A 15,516-nucleotide genomic window follows, 5' to 3' on the forward strand; every position below is an offset into this window, starting at 1 on the left:
TGTGCCGTATTGGCCCAAGCCAAGGCTGCTTCCCGATGCCCGCCGGGGAAAAGCCCCGGAGGCTCTGGCCGTCAGGCCGCCTTCTCCACATGCGCCTGCCGCGTGTACAGAAAGTCGATCACCGCCTTGCGGCACTGCACGTAGCGCGGGTCCTCGGCCAGCTCCACGCGGCGGCGGGGGCGGGGCAGGTCGACGGCCAGCACCTCGCCAATGGTGGCGGCGGGGCCGTTGGTCATCATCACGATCTTGTCGGACAGCAGCACGGCCTCGTCCACGTCGTGGGTGACCATGACCACGGTGCTTTGCGTGCGCGCCACGATCTCCAGCAGCTCGTCCTGCAGCTTGGCGCGGGTCAGGGCATCGAGCGCGCCGAAGGGCTCGTCCATCAACAGCACCTGGGGTTCCATGCCCAGCGCACGGGCGATGCCCACGCGCTGCTTCATGCCGCCCGAGATCTCGCCGGGGCGCTTTTGCCCGGCGTGCGTGAGGCCCACCAGCGCCAGCGCCGCATCGGTGCGGGCCCTGAGCTGGGCCTTCGTTTCCTTGCCGCCAAACACGCGTTCCACGGCGAGGTAGATGTTGTCAAAGCAGGTGAGCCAGGGCAGCAGCGAGTGGTTCTGGAACACCACGGCGCGCTCCGGCCCCGGGCCCCTGATCTCCTTGTTGGCGCACAGCAGTGCGCCGTTGGTGGGCGTGGTCAGCCCCGCGATCAGGTTCAGCAGCGTGGACTTGCCGCAGCCCGAGTGGCCGATCAGCGCGACGAACTCGCCCTTGGCGATGGTGAGGTTGATGTCGCGCAGCGCCGGGAACAGGCCCTTGGCGGTCTTGAAGGTCTGCTCCACGCCATGGACTTCGATGAACTTGGTGGTGAGAGAGGTGTGCATGAGGAACTCCGGGTTGTTTCGAGGACCGCCGCGGCACCGGCTTGGCCGGGCCACTGGGGGGCACCTGAGGGGATGACGCGCCGCAGGCGCGGCTCAGGGGTGGGTCAGGTTTTGACCTCTTCGAAGGTGAACGCAGTGGCCAGCTTGATGAGCGCGAACTCCAGCACCAGCCCGACGATGCCGATCACGAAGATCGCGATGATGATGTTCTTGACGTTGAGGTTGTTCCACTCGTCCCACACCCAGAAGCCGATGCCCACGCCGCCAGTCAGCATCTCGGCCGCCACGATCACGAGCCACGCGGTGCCCACGGCCAGGCGCACGCCGGTCAGCATGTAGGGCAGCACGGCGGGGAACAGGATCTTGGTGGCGATCTTCCACTCCGACAGGTTGAGCACGCGGGCCACGTTCATGTAGTCCTGCGGCACACGCTGCACGCCCACGGCGGTGTTGATGATCATGGGCCAGATGGAGCAGATGAAGATCGTCCAGATGGCGGCCGGGTTGGCACCCTTGAACACCAGGAGGCCGATCGGCAGCCAGGCCAATGGAGACACCGGGCGCAGCAGGCTGATGAGCGGGTTGAACATGCGCGACAGGAAGTTGAAGCGCCCGATCACGAAGCCCGCCGGAATGCCCACCAGCGCCGCCATGCCAAAGCCCACGGCCACGCGTTCGAGCGACATCAGCACGTTCCAGCCCACGCCCTGGTCGTTGGGACCGTTGCGGTAGAACGGGTTGCTGAAGATTTCCAGCGCCTGCTTCCAGGTTTCCACCGGGCCGGGAATGCTGTTGCCCGTGGTGGCTGACACCACGGCCCACAGACCCACCAGCAAGCCCAGGCCACACAGCGGCGGCAGCACCGCCATCCAGAAGCCGCGCGACAGCGCCGCCCAGTCGCGACCGGCGGGGGCTGCGGGTGCCGTGGGCGCAGGGCTTGCCGCCATTGCCATTTTTGACTGTTTTTGGCTTCTGGCGCTTGCGGGCGAAGCGCTGCTAGCTACATTATTCATAGCGTTCTGTGCAACCACGGGGGCTGCATCCAGCGGGGAGTGAAAGACGGCACTGACCATGGTGTTCTCCTGTGCAGGGTGGACGGGGCAGGGCGCTTACGCCTTGATCTTGAAGCTGTCGGCGTACTTGGCGGGGTCCTTGCCGTCCCACACCACGCCGTCCATGAACTTGCTCGTACGCATTTCGCTCTTGGGCAGCGGCGTCTTGGAAGCGGCGGCCGCCTGCTTGTAGACGTCGATGCGGTTCACGGCCTTGGCCACGTTCAGGTAGTCGGGGTGGTCCTTGACCAGGCCCCAGCGCTTGTGCTGCGTGAGGAACCACATGCCGTCCGTGAGGTAGGGGAAGTTCACCGTGCCCTCGTTGAAGAACTTCATGTGGTTGGGGTCGTCCCAGGTTTTGCCCATGCCGTCCTGGTAGCGGCCCAGGATGCGCTGGTTGATGGCATCGACGCCCGTGTTCACGTAGGCCTTGCCGGCAATGGTCTCGGCCATCTTGTTCTTGTTGGCCAGGCCTTCGTCGATCCACTTGCTGGCCTCCAGGATGGCGGCCGTCACGGCACGGGCCGTGTTGGGGTACTTCTGCACGAATTCGGACGTGGTGCCCAGCACCTTCTCGGGGTGGTCCTTCCAGATGTCCTGCGTGGTCGTGGCGGTCACGCCGATGCCGTCCATGATGGCGCGGTGGTTCCAGGGCTCGCCCACGCAGAAGCCGTCCATGTTGCCCACGCGCATGTTGGCCACCATCTGTGGCGGGGGCACGGTGATGACCTTGGCATCCTTCATCGGGTTGATGCCGTTGGCCGCCAGCCAGTAGTACAGCCACATGGCGTGTGTGCCGGTGGGGAAGGTCTGCGCGAAGGTGTACTCGCGCTTCTCGCTGGCCATCAGCTTGGCCAGGCCCGCGCCATTGACGGCGCCCTTGTCGGCGAGCTTCTTGGACAGCGTGATGGCCTGCCCGTTGTGGTTCAGGTTCATCAGCACGGCCATGTCCTTCTTGGGCCCGGCCAGGCCCAGGTGCACGCCGTAGACCAGGCCGTACAGCACGTGGGCGAAGTCGAGTTCGCCGTTGACCAGCTTGTCGCGCACACCGGCCCAGGAGGCTTCCTTGGTGGGGATGATGGTCACGCCGTACTTCTTGTCGATGCCGAGCACCGAGGCCATCACCACGCTGGCGCAGTCGGTCAGCGGGATGAAGCCGATCTTGACTTCCTTCTTCTCCGGCGCGTCCGAGCCCTGGGCGTGCACCAGCGCACGCAGCGCGGGGCTGACGCCGACGGCGCCCACGGTGGCGGCCTGCAGCACGGTGCGGCGGTTGAGGCTGGTTTTGAGCAGATCGGTCATGGGGCACTTCCTCATAGCGTTGAAAACAAAAAAGGCGTCCTCCCGAGCAGCCTGCATACATGCAGCACCGGTCGGTGAGGGACGCCTCTGTCCATGGCGATACCCGATGAAGGGCTCGCCCAGCACCGGCCCGCCTTTGGGCCCGTGCTGTGTGGGGGTGAGACCGCCATTGGTCTCGCAGGGGTTAATGCAAGTGGCGTGCCAGGCCTTGCCGCACGGGCTCCGCATCAGTTCGGCGCATGGTTTGCTATTGAATTAATAGCTGCTTGCGCAAATGAATCAAGCGCTGGGGGCCTTTTTGACCTGCAAACGCGCGGAGGTGGTGCGCGCGGTGAATGCCGCACTGCCTTTGTGCGGCGCACCATCCGGGAGAAGCCGGTGGACCTGGGCGTGGCCCAGGCCGGGGATGCCGGGGAAGGACCGCTGCGCAGCGAGGGGATCGTCCCCTTTCCCGAGTCGGGCAGCGATTCGAGAGGAGGGGCCAGGGGCCGCGGTTCCAAGACTGCCTGCGCAGTCTGGACGTCCCCAGGAGCGGGCGGCCTCTGGCGGCTGCACCGATGCGCGCAGCGCCTCAGGAGGATGTCACCTGCTTACCCGAGCAGGTCCATCACGTCGAGCATGCGCTGGGCCACATCCACGAGCTTGAGGCCCTTGTCCATGGCGGTCTTGCGCAGTTTCTCGTACGCGGCCTGCTCGGTCAGGCCCTGGCGCTGCATGAGCAGGCCCTTGGCGCGGTCGATGGTCTTGCGGTCCTTGAGCTCGGTCTTGGCATCGGCGAGCTCGGCGCGCAGCGCCTGCTCGTGCTGGAAGCGCGCCATCGCCACGTCCAGGATGGGGCGGATGCGCTGGGGCGCGAGGCCGGCCACGATGTAGGCCGACACGCCCGCGGCCACCGCGTCCTTGACGTGCGAGGTGTCCTCGTCGTTGGTGAACATCACGATGGGGCGGCGTTCGTCGCGCGTGGCCACCACCACGTGTTCCAGCGCGTCGCGGGCCTCGCTCTCGGCGTCCACGATGATCAGGTCGGGCTGCAGCTGGGCGATCCGCTCGCTCAGGAACACATCCGCGGGCAGCGTGGCGATCAGATTGAAATTGTTCTCCAGCAGCCCGATGCGCAGCGCCCGCGAACGCTCCGCCTGCAGCACGGCGTGTTCGTCGTCGGGGTCGGCAATGGCCAGGTCCGGGGCCACCACCACGATGCGCAGAGACTCGTTCATACCCTGGAGCATAAGCAATTTTTACGCCACAAATTGGTGCGCCGAAGCGGTGCGCCCCGGGCGGGCGCCCGGTCCCGGCAAGGGCCTTGCCTTGCAGGGTCTGAAACTTGCTAATAGTTTGCCGATTGGCAGGGCATACCCGATAGCGCCTTTCCTCCGTCGTCGCATATACATCTGGTCACATTGACATATTGATGAGGATTCCGCATGAACAAGCATATTGACCGGCGCCGTTTCGCCGCCGGGCTGGCCTTGACCACCGCCGCGTCCATGGCGCTGCTGCTCCTGTCCGGGTGCGGCAAGGTGCCCGACACCATCAAGATCGGCGTGGCACAGCCCTTGAGCGGCCCCCTGGGCGCCCTCGGGCAGGACTTGCTCAATGGCGTGAACCTGGCCGTGGCCGAACTGAACAAGGGCGGCTACACCGTGGACGGCAAGCGGGTGACGCTGGAGGTGGTGGCGGTGGACGACAAGGCCGACGCGGCCACCGGCAAGACGGTGGCCCAGCAGCTGGTGGATGCCGGCGTGGTGGCCGTCATCGGGCACCTGAATTCGGGCGTGAGCATCGAGACCGCGCCCATCTACGCGGCCAAGGACATCGCGCAGATCGCCATCTCCACCAACCCCAAGTTCACGCAGCTGGGTTTCTCCACCACCTTCCGCATGGTGGGCAACGACACGCTGCAGGCGCGCGCCATCGGCTCGTTTGCCGCCACCCAGCTGGGCGCCGCGCGCTATGCCGCGCTGGATGATGGCACGCCCTACGGCAAGGGCCTGGCCGACGGGGCCGCCGCGCAGCTCAAGGCCGAGAAGAAAGAGGTGGTGGTGCGCAAGTCGTTCGACGACAAGACCACGGCATTCGACGAACTGGCCGGCGAACTCAAGGCCGCGAAGGTGGAGGTGATCGTCTCCACCCTCAATGACTTCCAGGCGCTGGCGCTGCTGGAAGCACTGCGCAAGGTGGGGCACACCAAGGTGAGCCTGCTGGGCGGCGACACCATCAAGACCACCGACATGACCAAGGGGGCCGGCATCGTCGAGGGCGTCTATGCCACCTCGCCCGTGCTGGAAGCCAAGGAGTTTTCCACGGGCAAGCCCTTCCTGGAAAAGTACATCGATGCCTACAAGAAGCCGCCCGCGTACGGCGGGCACTACAGCTACGACAGCATGTACGTGCTCTCGGCGGCCATCCAGAAGGCCAAGTCCGCGGACCCCAAGGACATCACCAAGGCCATGCACGGCATCAACGGCTACGCGCCCGTGATCGGCACGATGACCTGGGATGACAAGGGCGAGCAGCGCTACGGCGCGGTGGGCGTGTACGAACTGCGCAGCGGCAGCTGGGAGCTGCGCATGCGCTCGGACCGCTGGTAGGCGCGGCCTGCGACCCTGGGGATGCACGACCCCTGCCGGCCACCGCCGGCAGGGGTTTTTGCATCAGGCCCCTCGCGAGCCCGGGTTTTACACTCGGGGCATGAGTCTGTTGATCCTCGGAATTGAATCCTCGTGCGACGAGACCGGCGTGGCGCTGGTGCGCTCCACGGGCGATGCCGTTCCCACCCTGCTGTCCCACGCCCTGCACAGCCAGATCGAGATGCACCAGGCCTATGGTGGCGTGGTGCCCGAGCTGGCCAGCCGCGACCACATCCGCCGCGTGCTGCCGCTGGCCACGCAAGTGTTGACCGAGTCTGGCCAGACGCTGGCGGACGTGGACGTGGTCGCTTACACGCGCGGCCCGGGCCTGGCGGGTGCCCTGCTGGTGGGGGCCGGCGTGGCCTGCGCGCTGGGCGCGGCGCTGGACAAGCCGGTGCTGGGCGTGCACCACCTGGAGGGGCACCTGCTCTCGCCCTTCCTGAGCGCGGACCCGCCCGAGTTCCCCTTCGTGGCCCTGCTGGTCTCCGGCGGCCACACCCAGCTCATGCGGGTGGACGGCGTGGGCCGCTACGAGATCCTGGGCGAGACCATCGACGACGCGGCGGGTGAGGCCTTCGACAAGTCGGCCAAGCTCATGGGCCTGGGCTACCCGGGAGGGCCGGCGCTGTCACGCCTGGCCGAGCAGGGCGATCCGGCGGCCTTCAAGCTGCCGCGCCCGCTGCTGCACAGCGGCAATCTCGACTTCTCCTTTGCCGGGCTCAAGACCGCCGTGCTGACCCAGGCCAAGAAACTGGGCGACGGGCTGGAAGCGCGCAAGGCCGACCTGGCGGCCAGCACCGAGGCCGCCATCGTCGAGGTGCTGGTGAAAAAGACGCTGGCGGCGCTCAAGCAGACCGGCCTCAAGCGCGTGGTGGTGGCCGGTGGTGTGGGCGCGAACCGGCATCTGCGGGCGCAGCTCAATGCCGCCTGCGCGGCGGCCAGGGTACGGGTGCACTACCCCGAATTGCACCTGTGCACCGACAACGGGGCCATGATCGCCATGGCGGCGGCAATGCGGCTGCAGGCGGGGCAGCAGGAGGCGAACACCGACTATGCGTTTGATGTGAAGCCGCGGTGGCCGCTGGATTCCATCGTGCCAGTCGGCTGAAATGGGCTGGTCATTCCAGCCCCTTCGACAAAACTATCCTGCAGAACCGCGCTGTTGCCTGCGCAGTCCCATCCAACCCAGGATGGCAGCCAGTGCAGCCAGTGCCCACGGGTTGTTGACCGGGATGCTGGTGGGGTCAGAGCCCAGTGCCGGAGCCAGCGGATCGCGGATACGCCCTGCGGCAATGTCTGAATCACCTATGCCGTTGTCAGTGATGCTGTACGTCACTGTGCGGCGGTCCGGGCTGAGCGCTGCCTCGGTCCATAAGAACCAGGTGGAGGTCTGTGCTCCTGCCGTAGCCGGTCCGAACTTCCAGAACTGCACGCCTTCAGGCAACGGAGTCGGGTACGTGATGGAGATGGTGACGCTGCCGGTGCAGCCGGTGGCGAGGAACTCGAACGCGCCATGAGGCAAGGTGCGGTTGGCGGGGGCCGTAGAAGGCACCGTGAATGCAGAGCTGGAATCCAGCGTACAGCTTGCGCCTCCGCCAGCGAGGGTGACTGAGCCGGCGCCTGACATGCCAGGTACCGCGCCGGTCACCGTCGAAAGTGTTGGTGTGACCACATTGCTGATGCCCGCGGCGGAAGGCCCCTTGTTGTTGGTAGCCACGACGCGGAAGCTGTACGCCGATCCGTTGGTGAGGCCAGAGACCGTGCAGCCGAGCGCACCCGAGGTCGTACACGTTTTGCTGCTGTCTTGCACCGCTGTGACCGTGTAGCCGGAGATGGCGCTGCCGCCATCGTGGGATGGTACTTGCCAGTTCACGGTCGCTTGCCCGTTGCCAGCCGTGACGCTGACGTTCTGGGGCGCGCCAGGCACATTGGCCTCGACCTGGATGGAGTAGGACTGCGAACCCGAGCAGCCGCTAGCGTCCGCGACTGTCACTGTGAAGTTGAAGGTTCCAGTGGCCGTTGGCGTGCCGGAGATGGTGCCACTACCACCCAGCGTCAACCCGGGGGGCAAAGCACCAGCAGTCACCGCATAGCTTGGCGCTCCCAGTGCACCCGTCTGTGAAAGGGGGGTGCTATAGGCCTGACCCCAGACTGCCGGGGCCAGCGCGCCCCCCGGTGTCATCGTGAATGCCGGGCACACATAGGGTGTGTACACCGTGTTGTCGATACCGATGTAGTCGGAATTCGTTCCGAGAGCACCGGCTGAGGTGACGAAATAGCGAAACGCCATGCGTCCAGAGGTGGGGGCTGGAAGTCCCGAGATAGTGATGGTGTATTGCGTCCACGTCTGGGGATAGCCGCCGGCCACCAGCGTTGGATTGACGCTGAGCAGCAGCGCCGTGAAGTCCCCCACGGCGGTGGCGCCTGATCCCACATTTGTGCTTGCGCCATTGGTGCTCAGCCGGACTTCCAGCCGATCGGGATAGTCGGTCCCCGTGGGTTTTCTTGTGAAGAAGGTCAGCACATCCCCATTGCGCAGCGTCCGGTTTGGCATCGCGAGCCAGTTGCTGATGGTGCCGGTGCTGCCGGTGTTGTTGTAGTTGGCGCCAATGTATGCATTGGCTGCGCCGCTATACGCGTTGAAGGGGCCGGGGGTTGGCGTCGCTGTGGTTGCTGTCCCCTGGAACCAGCTGGTTGAGCCGGCCGGGGTGCTGTTGTTCTGCATGAACCATCCATTGCCCGTGAGCAACGTGATGTTGTCAAAATCCTCTGTGAATGCCTGGGCCCAGGCCTGGCTGGAAAAACCAACCACAAAGAGAATCATTGTGGCAATACGAAAACAAATCCTGCTCATGTCTGGCTGTCCGCTGTAGTGATTGACAACGCTGATGCGTGTCCGCTCCCGTGGGAGGCACATTTGCGGCGGTTCGTTTGTCGCGCCATTCATGCTGGACAGCACATTGCGCGAATCTAGTGTGCTGTCACCGCTCAAGCCACATGCTCACGAAATCGGATTTTCACACTCGGTACCGCACTGCAAGTCCTCGATACCGCTGCGGTGGTCACTGAGGGGCGCGCCTGCTTTTTTGAGAATGAAGCCATCGACTTCGTTGCATGCAGCTATTTCCGGGCCGGCGCACTAGCCGATGAATGCTGAAACAATCGCTAACAACCTTATGGGGTGGGCTACCAGCTGTCAAGAAAAAAAGCGCAGGCATCGGCGATGCCCGCGGGGTTGTGCGACGGGCGCTGATTTCTGTGCACCTTTCCCAGAAACCTTTGAATACGCCTCTCAAGCTCGGACGCAGGGGGGGAATGGCGGCTTGACCGACATTGACCAGGCGCGCGGCATTCAGGTGGACGCTGATACCCGTCCACCGTACATGGGAGCCGTTTCAACGCCCTCAAAATGGATAGTGCCTCGGGGTTGTCTGCACCGTGATCCAGCGCAGCTCCGTGAACTCCCGCACCCCCGCCATCCCCCCAAACCGCCCGTACCCCGAACTCTTCACCCCACCGAACGGCATCTGCCCCTCGTCATGCACCGTCGGCCCGTTGACGTGACAGATCCCCGACTCGATGCGCGCCGCGACGTTCCACGCCTTGGCCACATCGCGGCTGAACACGGCGGATGACAGGCCGAACTCGTTGTCGTTGGCGCAGGCAATGGCTTCTTCCACGCCATTCACGCGCACCACGGGCTTGACGGGGCCGAACGACTCCTCGCGGTAGATGTCCATCTCGGCCGTCACGTGGTCGAGCACGGTGGCCTGCATCAGCGTGCTGTCGCTCTTGCCGCCGCACACCAGCGTGGCGCCCTTGGCCAGCGCGTCGTCGATGAGCGCGTTGCAGCGGTGCACCGTGGCCATGTCCACCACCGAGCCGAGCACCACCGGGCCCTTGCGTGGGTCGCCCAGGGGCAGGGCCTTGGCGCGCTCGCCGAGCTTGGCCACGAACTCGTCGGCCACGGCGTTGTCCACGACGATGCGTTCGGTGGACATGCAGATCTGGCCCGAGTTGGCGAACGAGCCGAACACGGTGCCCGCCACCGCGGCATCCACGTCTGCATCGTCCAGCACCAGCAGCGGAGCCTTGCCACCCAGCTCCAGCACCACGGGCTTGAGGTACTTGGCACACGTCTGCGCGATGATGCGGCCCACCTTGGTGGAGCCCGTGAAGTTCACGCGGCGCACGGCCGGGTGGGCCACGATGGCCTCGACCACGGCACCGGCATCGGCGGGTGCGTTGGTCACGAAGTTCACCACGCCCGGGGGCAGGCCGGCCTCTTGCAGCGCTTCGATGATCAGGCCGTGCGTCGCGGGGCTCAGCTCCGAGCCCTTCAAGATCACCGTGTTGCCGCAGGCCAGCGGCGTGGCGATGGCGCGCACGCCGAGGATGATGGGGGCGTTCCACGGTGCGATGCCCAGCACCACGCCCGCGGCCTGGCGCACACCCATGGCCAGGCTGCCGGGCACGTCCGACGGAATCACCTCGCCGGCGATCTGCGTGGTGAGGGCCGCAGCCTCCTGCAGCAGTCCTGCCGCCAGGTGCACGTTGAAGCCGGCCCACAGGCCCGAGGCGCCGGTCTCGGCGGCCATGGCGGCTGCGAAGGCCTCGCCCTTGGCTTCGAGTGCGTGCGCGGCCTTGAGCAGCAGCGCGCGGCGCGCATTGGGCCCCAGGGCCGACCAGGCCGGGAAGGCCTTGGCCGCAGCGTCGGCGGCGGCCTGGGCATCGGCCACCGTGGCGGCGGGCGCGGTGGTGGCCACGGAGCCGTCGAGCGGGTTGCGGCGCTCGAAAGTCGCGCTGCCAGTGGCCTGCACGCGCTCGCCGTTGATCAGCATGGAAATGGCAGTCATGGAATATCTCCTGGATGAATAGGAAGGAAAAATCGGATGGGGATGGGGTGCGGGACGTTCAGGCAAAGCCCAGGTAGGCCTGGCGCACGGCGTTGGACTGCAGCAGCGTGGCGGCATCGCCCGAGGCCACGATGCGCCCACGCTCCAGCACATAGCCGCGCTGGGCCACCTGCAGCGCCTTGCGCACGTTCTGCTCCACCATGAGCACGGTGACGCCCTGAGCCGCGATGCGCTGCACGATGGCCAGCAGCTCGTCCACCATGCGTGGGGCCAGGCCCAGCGAGGGCTCGTCCAGCATCAACAGGCGCGGGCCGCTCATCATGGCGCGGGCCACGGCCACCATCTGCTGCTCGCCGCCGCTCATGGTGCCGGCCAGTTGCTGGGCACGCTCCTTGAGGCGCGGAAAGTCCTCGAAGGCCTGGGCCAGGCGCTCGGCGCGCGTGCGCGAGGGCACCAACCAACCGCCGAGCTCCAGGTTCTCGGTCACCGTCATCTGTGGAAACAGCTGGCGGCCCTCGGCCACCAGGGCCAGGCCGCGTTGCACGCAGGCGGTCGCATTGAGGGCCGGCACGGCCTGGCCGTCGAGCTGCACCGTGCCCTGGCGCGGCAGCAGGCCGGCCAGGGCCTTGAGCAACGTGGTCTTGCCGGCGCCGTTGGGGCCGACGATCACCGTGATGCCGGGCTGGGCCTCAAGCGACAGGTCCTGCAGCACCTGAAAGCCGTTGTAGCCCGTGACCAGCCCTTGTACCGTGAGGTGTGCGCCGCTCATGCCGTGGCTCCTTCGGGTGTTGCCTGTGTGCCCATCTCATCGCCCAGGTAGGCCTCGATCACCTCCGGGTTGCGCACCACCTCGGCGGGCGTGCCATCGGCGATCTTGCGGCCCTGGTGCAGCACCAGCACGCGCTCCACGTACTTGAGCAGCGTGGTCACCGCATGCTCGATCCACACCACCGTGAGGCCCCAGTCATCGCGCAGGCGGCGGATGCGTTGGGCCATGGCGTCCACCTCGGCCTCGGTCAGGCCAGCGGCCACCTCGTCGAGCAGCAGCAGGCGCGGGCGCGTGCCCAGGGCCATGCCGATCTCCAGCAGGCGCTGCTGCGAGGGCGTCACATCGGCGGCAGGGCGCTCGGCCAAGGCCGACAGGCCCAGCATGGCCAGGATCTCGTCCTCGCTGCGCAGGCCCACGGGCCCCTGGCGGTGGCGGCCCGCGAACTGCATGCCAAAGCGCACGTTGTCGCGCACGCTCATGTCGGGGAACACGCGCGGCGTCTGGAAGGTGCGCGCAATGCCGTGGGCCGCATAGTGGTGCGGGCCCTTGCCGGTCAGGTTGTCGGCACCGCAGTGCAGCGTGCCCGAGGTCGGTGGCTGCACGCCCGAGATGGCGTTGAAGAACGTGGTCTTGCCCGCGCCGTTGGGGCCGATGATGCCGATCAGCTCGCCTGCGTGCAGGCTGGCGCTCACGCCGTCCACGGCGGTCAGCCCGCCAAAGCGCACGGTCACGCTGTCGATGGTCAGCAGGGCTTCAGACATGGCTGGCCTCCGTTGCAGGCGTGGCCGCCCGCTTGCGCTGCCACAGCGTGGCCAGCCCGTTGGGCAGGTACATCACGCACAGGATCAGCAGCAGGCCCAGCACCATCATGTAGCCATAGGGCAGCTGCAGGCGCAGCGTCTCGGCCAGCAGGCTGAAGACGATGGCCGCGAGCACCGGCCCGCCGATGCTGGCCGCCCCGCCGATCAGCGCGATCAGCACCGTCTGGAAGCCGATGAAGGGGCTGAACACGGCGGCCGGTTCGATGTAGGTCCAGCGCACGGCCATGGCCGCGCCCACGGCGCCCGCAAACGCGGCCGTGATGCCGAAGCCCGCGATCTTCGCCAGGCGCGTGTCCACGCCCAGGGTCTGCGCACGCTGCTCGTCGGCCCCGATGCCCGAGAGCGCCAGGCCGAAGCGGCTGCGCTGGATGGCGATGGCGGTCGCAATGGCCGCCGCCGCGATCAGCAGCACCGTGAGGTACACCGTCTCGTTGCTGGGCACCACCGTGAGCACACGGCCCACCGTGCCCGATACCTGCTTTTCGACAAAGGTCACCGCGTGGCGGATCAGCTCCGTCATGCCGAAGGTGAGCACCGCGAAATAGGTGCCGCGCAGGTGCAGCACCGCCGCACCCATGACCACGGCCACCACGGCGGCGATCAGCGCGCCGGCCACGATCACCAGCGGCCAGGGCAGGCTGCCCAGCAGCGTGGCGCTGGCATAGGCCCCGATGCCGAAGAAGGCCGATGTGGCCAGCGAGAGGTAGCGCGTGGCGCCGCAGAACAGCGACCAGCTGGTGGCCAGCGCGATGTACATGAGGCAGCTGAGCAGCACCGAGGCCACGAACTCGGACACCAGCCAGGGCAGGGTGCCGACCACGGCCGTGCCCACGGCGAGCGCGAGCCAGGGCCTTGAGGATGAATTTTTCATGGAGTTGTTGGTCGTGCTTTGTTTCGCCATGGGCGAAGGGATACGGCGCGATCGAAGCCAGTGCCACCGTGGAACTGGCTTTGCCAGGCCAGGGGTGGCGTCCCCCTCCCGAAGGAGAGGGGGAAGACGCGAAGCGGCTCAGGGGGTGTCATTTCTTGAACAGTCCGTTGGGGCGCCAGATCAGCACGCCGATAAACACCGCATAGCTCAGCAGCATCTTGAGAGAGGGGCTGCTGAAGTGCATGCCCAGCGCCTCGACCACACCCAGCAGCAGGCCCCCGGCCAGGCTGCCCGCCAGGCTGCCAAAGCCGCCCAGCGTGATGACGATGAGCGCAGTGACGGTGTAGGGCTCGCCCATCGACGGCGAGATCTCGTACGTCATCGACAGCAGCGCCCCCGCCACGCCCGACAGGCCCAGGCCAATGCCGAACATCATCGGGTGCAGGCGCCGGGTGTTGATGCCCACGAGCTGCGCGCCCGTGGGCGACTGCATCAGCGCCCGCACGGCCTTGCCCAGCAAGGTGAGCTTGAGCAGCGCGATCAGCGCGGCCGACAGCGCCAGCGCCACGCCGAACAGCACCAGCTTGTTCTCGGTGAAGCGCATGCCCGCCACCTGCACCGGGTCGGCCAGGTACTCGTAGCCGCGCAGGTCGCCACCCCAGATCAGCAGGGCGGTGTTCTGCACCAGGAACATCAGGCCGAAGCCCACCATCAGGCTGCGCGCCTCGAACACGTCCACGTTCGGCGCGCGCGCCGCCAGGCGCTTGAAGCACAGCGCATGCACCGCCACCCCCAGCACGAACAGCGCGATGAAGGCGATGGGCATCAGCAGCAGCGGCGACCAGCCCCAGGCGGTGTGCGCCCACCAGGTGAGGAAGGCGCCGAGCATCAGGAACTCGCCATGCGAGATGTTCATGATGCGCATCAGCCCGTACTGCAGGTTCAGGCCCATGGCCACCAGCGCATAGATGCCGCCGGTAATGAGGCCACTGGCGACCAGTTCGGCCCAGGAAGTCAAAGACACTGTGTTATTTCCAGGCTGGTTTCGTGGTGTTCAGCTGCGCCGTGGCGCGGTCCTTGGGCCAGACCACCTCGAAGTCGCTGCCCTGCCATTGGCTTACGGTGCCGGGGATGGACGCGTTCTCGCTGCCCACAAAGCGGATGCCGCCCAGGATGGTCTTGAACTCGTTCCTGGCGATGTGCTCGCGCAGCGCCTTGCGGTCCAGGCCCACCTTCTCCACGGCCTGCTGCAGGATCTGCAGGCCTGCCCAGGCATGGCCGCTGGCCCAGCGGTCGGGCTCCTTGTTGAACTTCTTCACGTGGGCGTCGAAATAGGCCTTGGCCTCGGGGCTGGTCTTCACGCTCCACGATCCCATGCCGATCACGCCTTCGGTGTTGGCCTGCATCACGTTCTTGTACAGCTGGAAGGCGGTGCCCACCGAAGCGTAGAAGAACTTGGGGTTCAGCCCCACCTCGCGCGCCTGGCGGCTGGCCAGGATGGTGTCGGGCGGGTAGGTGATGCCGATGAAGGCGTCGGGGTTCTGGTCCTTGATGCCGCGCAGCACGGGCGCCAGGTCCTTCACGCCGAGCGGGTAGCTCTTGCGCTCCACCACCTGGATGCTGGTCTTCTTGAGCGCGCTGTTCAGCGCCGCGAAGTTCTCCAGACCGAACAGATCGTCCATGTAGACGATGGCCACCGACTTCACGCCGTTGGCCACCAGCATGTCCACCAGCGCGCCCATCATCTTGTCGGGCTGCTGCAGCAGCGAGAAGAAGTAGGGCAGGTTCATGTCGATCAGCTTGCGCGACAGCGCCGTGGGCGCCAGCAGCGGGTAGCCGAAGCGGTTGGCCAGCGGCGCGATGGCGAAGTTGGCGCCCGAGCCCCAGGGCGGCAGGATCAGGTCCACCTTGTCGCTGCCCATGAGTTTTTCGAACGTCCGCACGCAGGTCTCGGTCTCGCTGCGGTCGTCGTAGCCGATGAGTTCGATGGGGCGCTTGGTGCCCTTGATGCTCAGGCCGCCCGCCGCGTTCACCTGTTCGGCCCACAGCAGGTAGTTGGGCTCCTGGCTGACCTGGGCGCCTGCGGCCCAGGGGCCTGTGCGGGCAATCGCGTAGCCGATGCGCACGGGGGCGCTGCCACTGCCTTGGGCCAGCAGCTGCGGCGCCACGGCCAGCGCGCCCACGGTGGCGGCGGCCCCCTTGATCCATTGGCGCTTGGAGGGTTGGGATGGTGAATGCGTTGTCATTGTGTGTCTCCTCGGATGGGAGGCCCGCGCAGTGCAGGCCGTACCCGGATCGTAGGAAGACGCCGCCCGGTACGCTGGGCTGAGC

Annotated in this window: 13 protein-coding genes; 2 read left to right on the forward strand and 11 right to left on the reverse strand. The window is 66.6% G+C overall.

Annotation, left to right across the window (positions count from 1 at the left end; all coding sequences use genetic code 11):
* Positions 1–71: 71 nt before the first annotated feature.
* The 4 genes from AC07OD_RS00265 to AC07OD_RS00280 form a co-directional block, all read right to left on the reverse strand.
* Positions 72–884 (reverse strand): ABC transporter ATP-binding protein, encoded by an 813-nt coding sequence (locus tag AC07OD_RS00265; RefSeq protein ID WP_218340634.1) that lies wholly within the window; start codon positions 882–884, stop codon positions 72–74.
* A 104-nt stretch (positions 885–988) separates the two neighbouring features.
* Complete coding sequence (ntrB, locus tag AC07OD_RS00270; protein ID WP_494594519.1) at positions 989–1,957, reverse strand: nitrate ABC transporter permease; 969 nt, start codon at positions 1,955–1,957, stop codon at positions 989–991.
* Positions 1,958–1,993: 36 nt separating this feature from the next.
* Positions 1,994–3,238 (reverse strand): CmpA/NrtA family ABC transporter substrate-binding protein, encoded by a 1,245-nt coding sequence (locus AC07OD_RS00275; protein WP_218340636.1) that lies wholly within the window; start codon positions 3,236–3,238, stop codon positions 1,994–1,996.
* A 590-nt stretch (positions 3,239–3,828) separates the two neighbouring features.
* Positions 3,829–4,455 (reverse strand): ANTAR domain-containing response regulator, encoded by a 627-nt coding sequence (locus tag AC07OD_RS00280; protein ID WP_218293883.1) that lies wholly within the window; start codon positions 4,453–4,455, stop codon positions 3,829–3,831.
* A 207-nt stretch (positions 4,456–4,662) separates the two neighbouring features.
* Here AC07OD_RS00280 and AC07OD_RS00285 point away from each other — a divergent pair, with 207 nt between their 5' ends.
* Positions 4,663–5,829: a branched-chain amino acid ABC transporter substrate-binding protein gene (locus tag AC07OD_RS00285; RefSeq protein ID WP_218293884.1), complete on the forward strand. Its 1,167-nt coding sequence runs from the start codon at positions 4,663–4,665 to the stop codon at positions 5,827–5,829.
* A 100-nt stretch (positions 5,830–5,929) separates the two neighbouring features.
* Complete coding sequence (gene tsaD / locus AC07OD_RS00290; RefSeq protein WP_369641897.1) at positions 5,930–6,976, forward strand: tRNA (adenosine(37)-N6)-threonylcarbamoyltransferase complex transferase subunit TsaD; 1,047 nt, start codon at positions 5,930–5,932, stop codon at positions 6,974–6,976.
* A gap of 33 nt (positions 6,977–7,009) precedes the next feature.
* On the opposite strand, the gene AC07OD_RS00295 is transcribed toward tsaD, so the two are convergent.
* From AC07OD_RS00295 to AC07OD_RS00325, 7 genes are all read right to left on the reverse strand, one after another.
* Complete coding sequence (locus tag AC07OD_RS00295; protein WP_494594522.1) at positions 7,010–8,722, reverse strand: IPTL-CTERM sorting domain-containing protein; 1,713 nt, start codon at positions 8,720–8,722, stop codon at positions 7,010–7,012.
* Positions 8,723–9,272: 550 nt separating this feature from the next.
* Entirely contained in the window at positions 9,273–10,724 is a 1,452-nt protein-coding gene (locus AC07OD_RS00300; RefSeq protein WP_494594523.1) for an aldehyde dehydrogenase, read from the reverse strand.
* 58 nt (positions 10,725–10,782) lie between these two features.
* Positions 10,783–11,493, reverse strand: coding sequence for an ABC transporter ATP-binding protein (locus AC07OD_RS00305; RefSeq protein ID WP_494594525.1), 711 nt, complete (start codon positions 11,491–11,493; stop codon positions 10,783–10,785).
* Entirely contained in the window at positions 11,490–12,254 is a 765-nt protein-coding gene (locus tag AC07OD_RS00310; RefSeq protein ID WP_494594527.1) for an ABC transporter ATP-binding protein, read from the reverse strand. The genes AC07OD_RS00305 and AC07OD_RS00310 overlap by 4 nt, the downstream gene beginning before the upstream one ends.
* Complete coding sequence (locus tag AC07OD_RS00315; RefSeq protein WP_369641901.1) at positions 12,247–13,185, reverse strand: branched-chain amino acid ABC transporter permease; 939 nt, start codon at positions 13,183–13,185, stop codon at positions 12,247–12,249. The genes AC07OD_RS00310 and AC07OD_RS00315 overlap by 8 nt, the downstream gene beginning before the upstream one ends.
* 148 nt (positions 13,186–13,333) lie before the next feature.
* Positions 13,334–14,209: a branched-chain amino acid ABC transporter permease gene (locus AC07OD_RS00320; RefSeq protein ID WP_218340642.1), complete on the reverse strand. Its 876-nt coding sequence runs from the start codon at positions 14,207–14,209 to the stop codon at positions 13,334–13,336.
* Positions 14,210–14,213: 4 nt separating this feature from the next.
* Complete coding sequence (locus AC07OD_RS00325; RefSeq protein ID WP_494594529.1) at positions 14,214–15,431, reverse strand: amino acid ABC transporter substrate-binding protein; 1,218 nt, start codon at positions 15,429–15,431, stop codon at positions 14,214–14,216.
* Between the last annotated feature and the right edge of the window lie 85 nt (positions 15,432–15,516).

The organism is Acidovorax sp. GW821-FHT10E03 (assembly GCF_059415205.1).

Coding starts and splice junctions, on each gene's coding strand:
- AC07OD_RS00265 (WP_218340634.1), bottom strand. CDS start 884: ATGCACACCTCTCTCACCACCAAGTTCATCGAAGTCCATGGCGTGGAG.
- ntrB (WP_494594519.1), bottom strand. CDS start 1,957: ATGGTCAGTGCCGTCTTTCACTCCCCGCTGGATGCAGCCCCCGTGGTT.
- AC07OD_RS00275 (WP_218340636.1), bottom strand. CDS start 3,238: ATGACCGATCTGCTCAAAACCAGCCTCAACCGCCGCACCGTGCTGCAG.
- AC07OD_RS00280 (WP_218293883.1), bottom strand. CDS start 4,455: ATGAACGAGTCTCTGCGCATCGTGGTGGTGGCCCCGGACCTGGCCATT.
- AC07OD_RS00285 (WP_218293884.1), top strand. CDS start 4,663: ATGAACAAGCATATTGACCGGCGCCGTTTCGCCGCCGGGCTGGCCTTG.
- tsaD (WP_369641897.1), top strand. CDS start 5,930: ATGAGTCTGTTGATCCTCGGAATTGAATCCTCGTGCGACGAGACCGGC.
- AC07OD_RS00295 (WP_494594522.1), bottom strand. CDS start 8,722: ATGAGCAGGATTTGTTTTCGTATTGCCACAATGATTCTCTTTGTGGTT.
- AC07OD_RS00300 (WP_494594523.1), bottom strand. CDS start 10,724: ATGACTGCCATTTCCATGCTGATCAACGGCGAGCGCGTGCAGGCCACT.
- AC07OD_RS00305 (WP_494594525.1), bottom strand. CDS start 11,493: ATGAGCGGCGCACACCTCACGGTACAAGGGCTGGTCACGGGCTACAAC.
- AC07OD_RS00310 (WP_494594527.1), bottom strand. CDS start 12,254: ATGTCTGAAGCCCTGCTGACCATCGACAGCGTGACCGTGCGCTTTGGC.
- AC07OD_RS00315 (WP_369641901.1), bottom strand. CDS start 13,185: ATGAAAAATTCATCCTCAAGGCCCTGGCTCGCGCTCGCCGTGGGCACG.
- AC07OD_RS00325 (WP_494594529.1), bottom strand. CDS start 15,431: ATGACAACGCATTCACCATCCCAACCCTCCAAGCGCCAATGGATCAAG.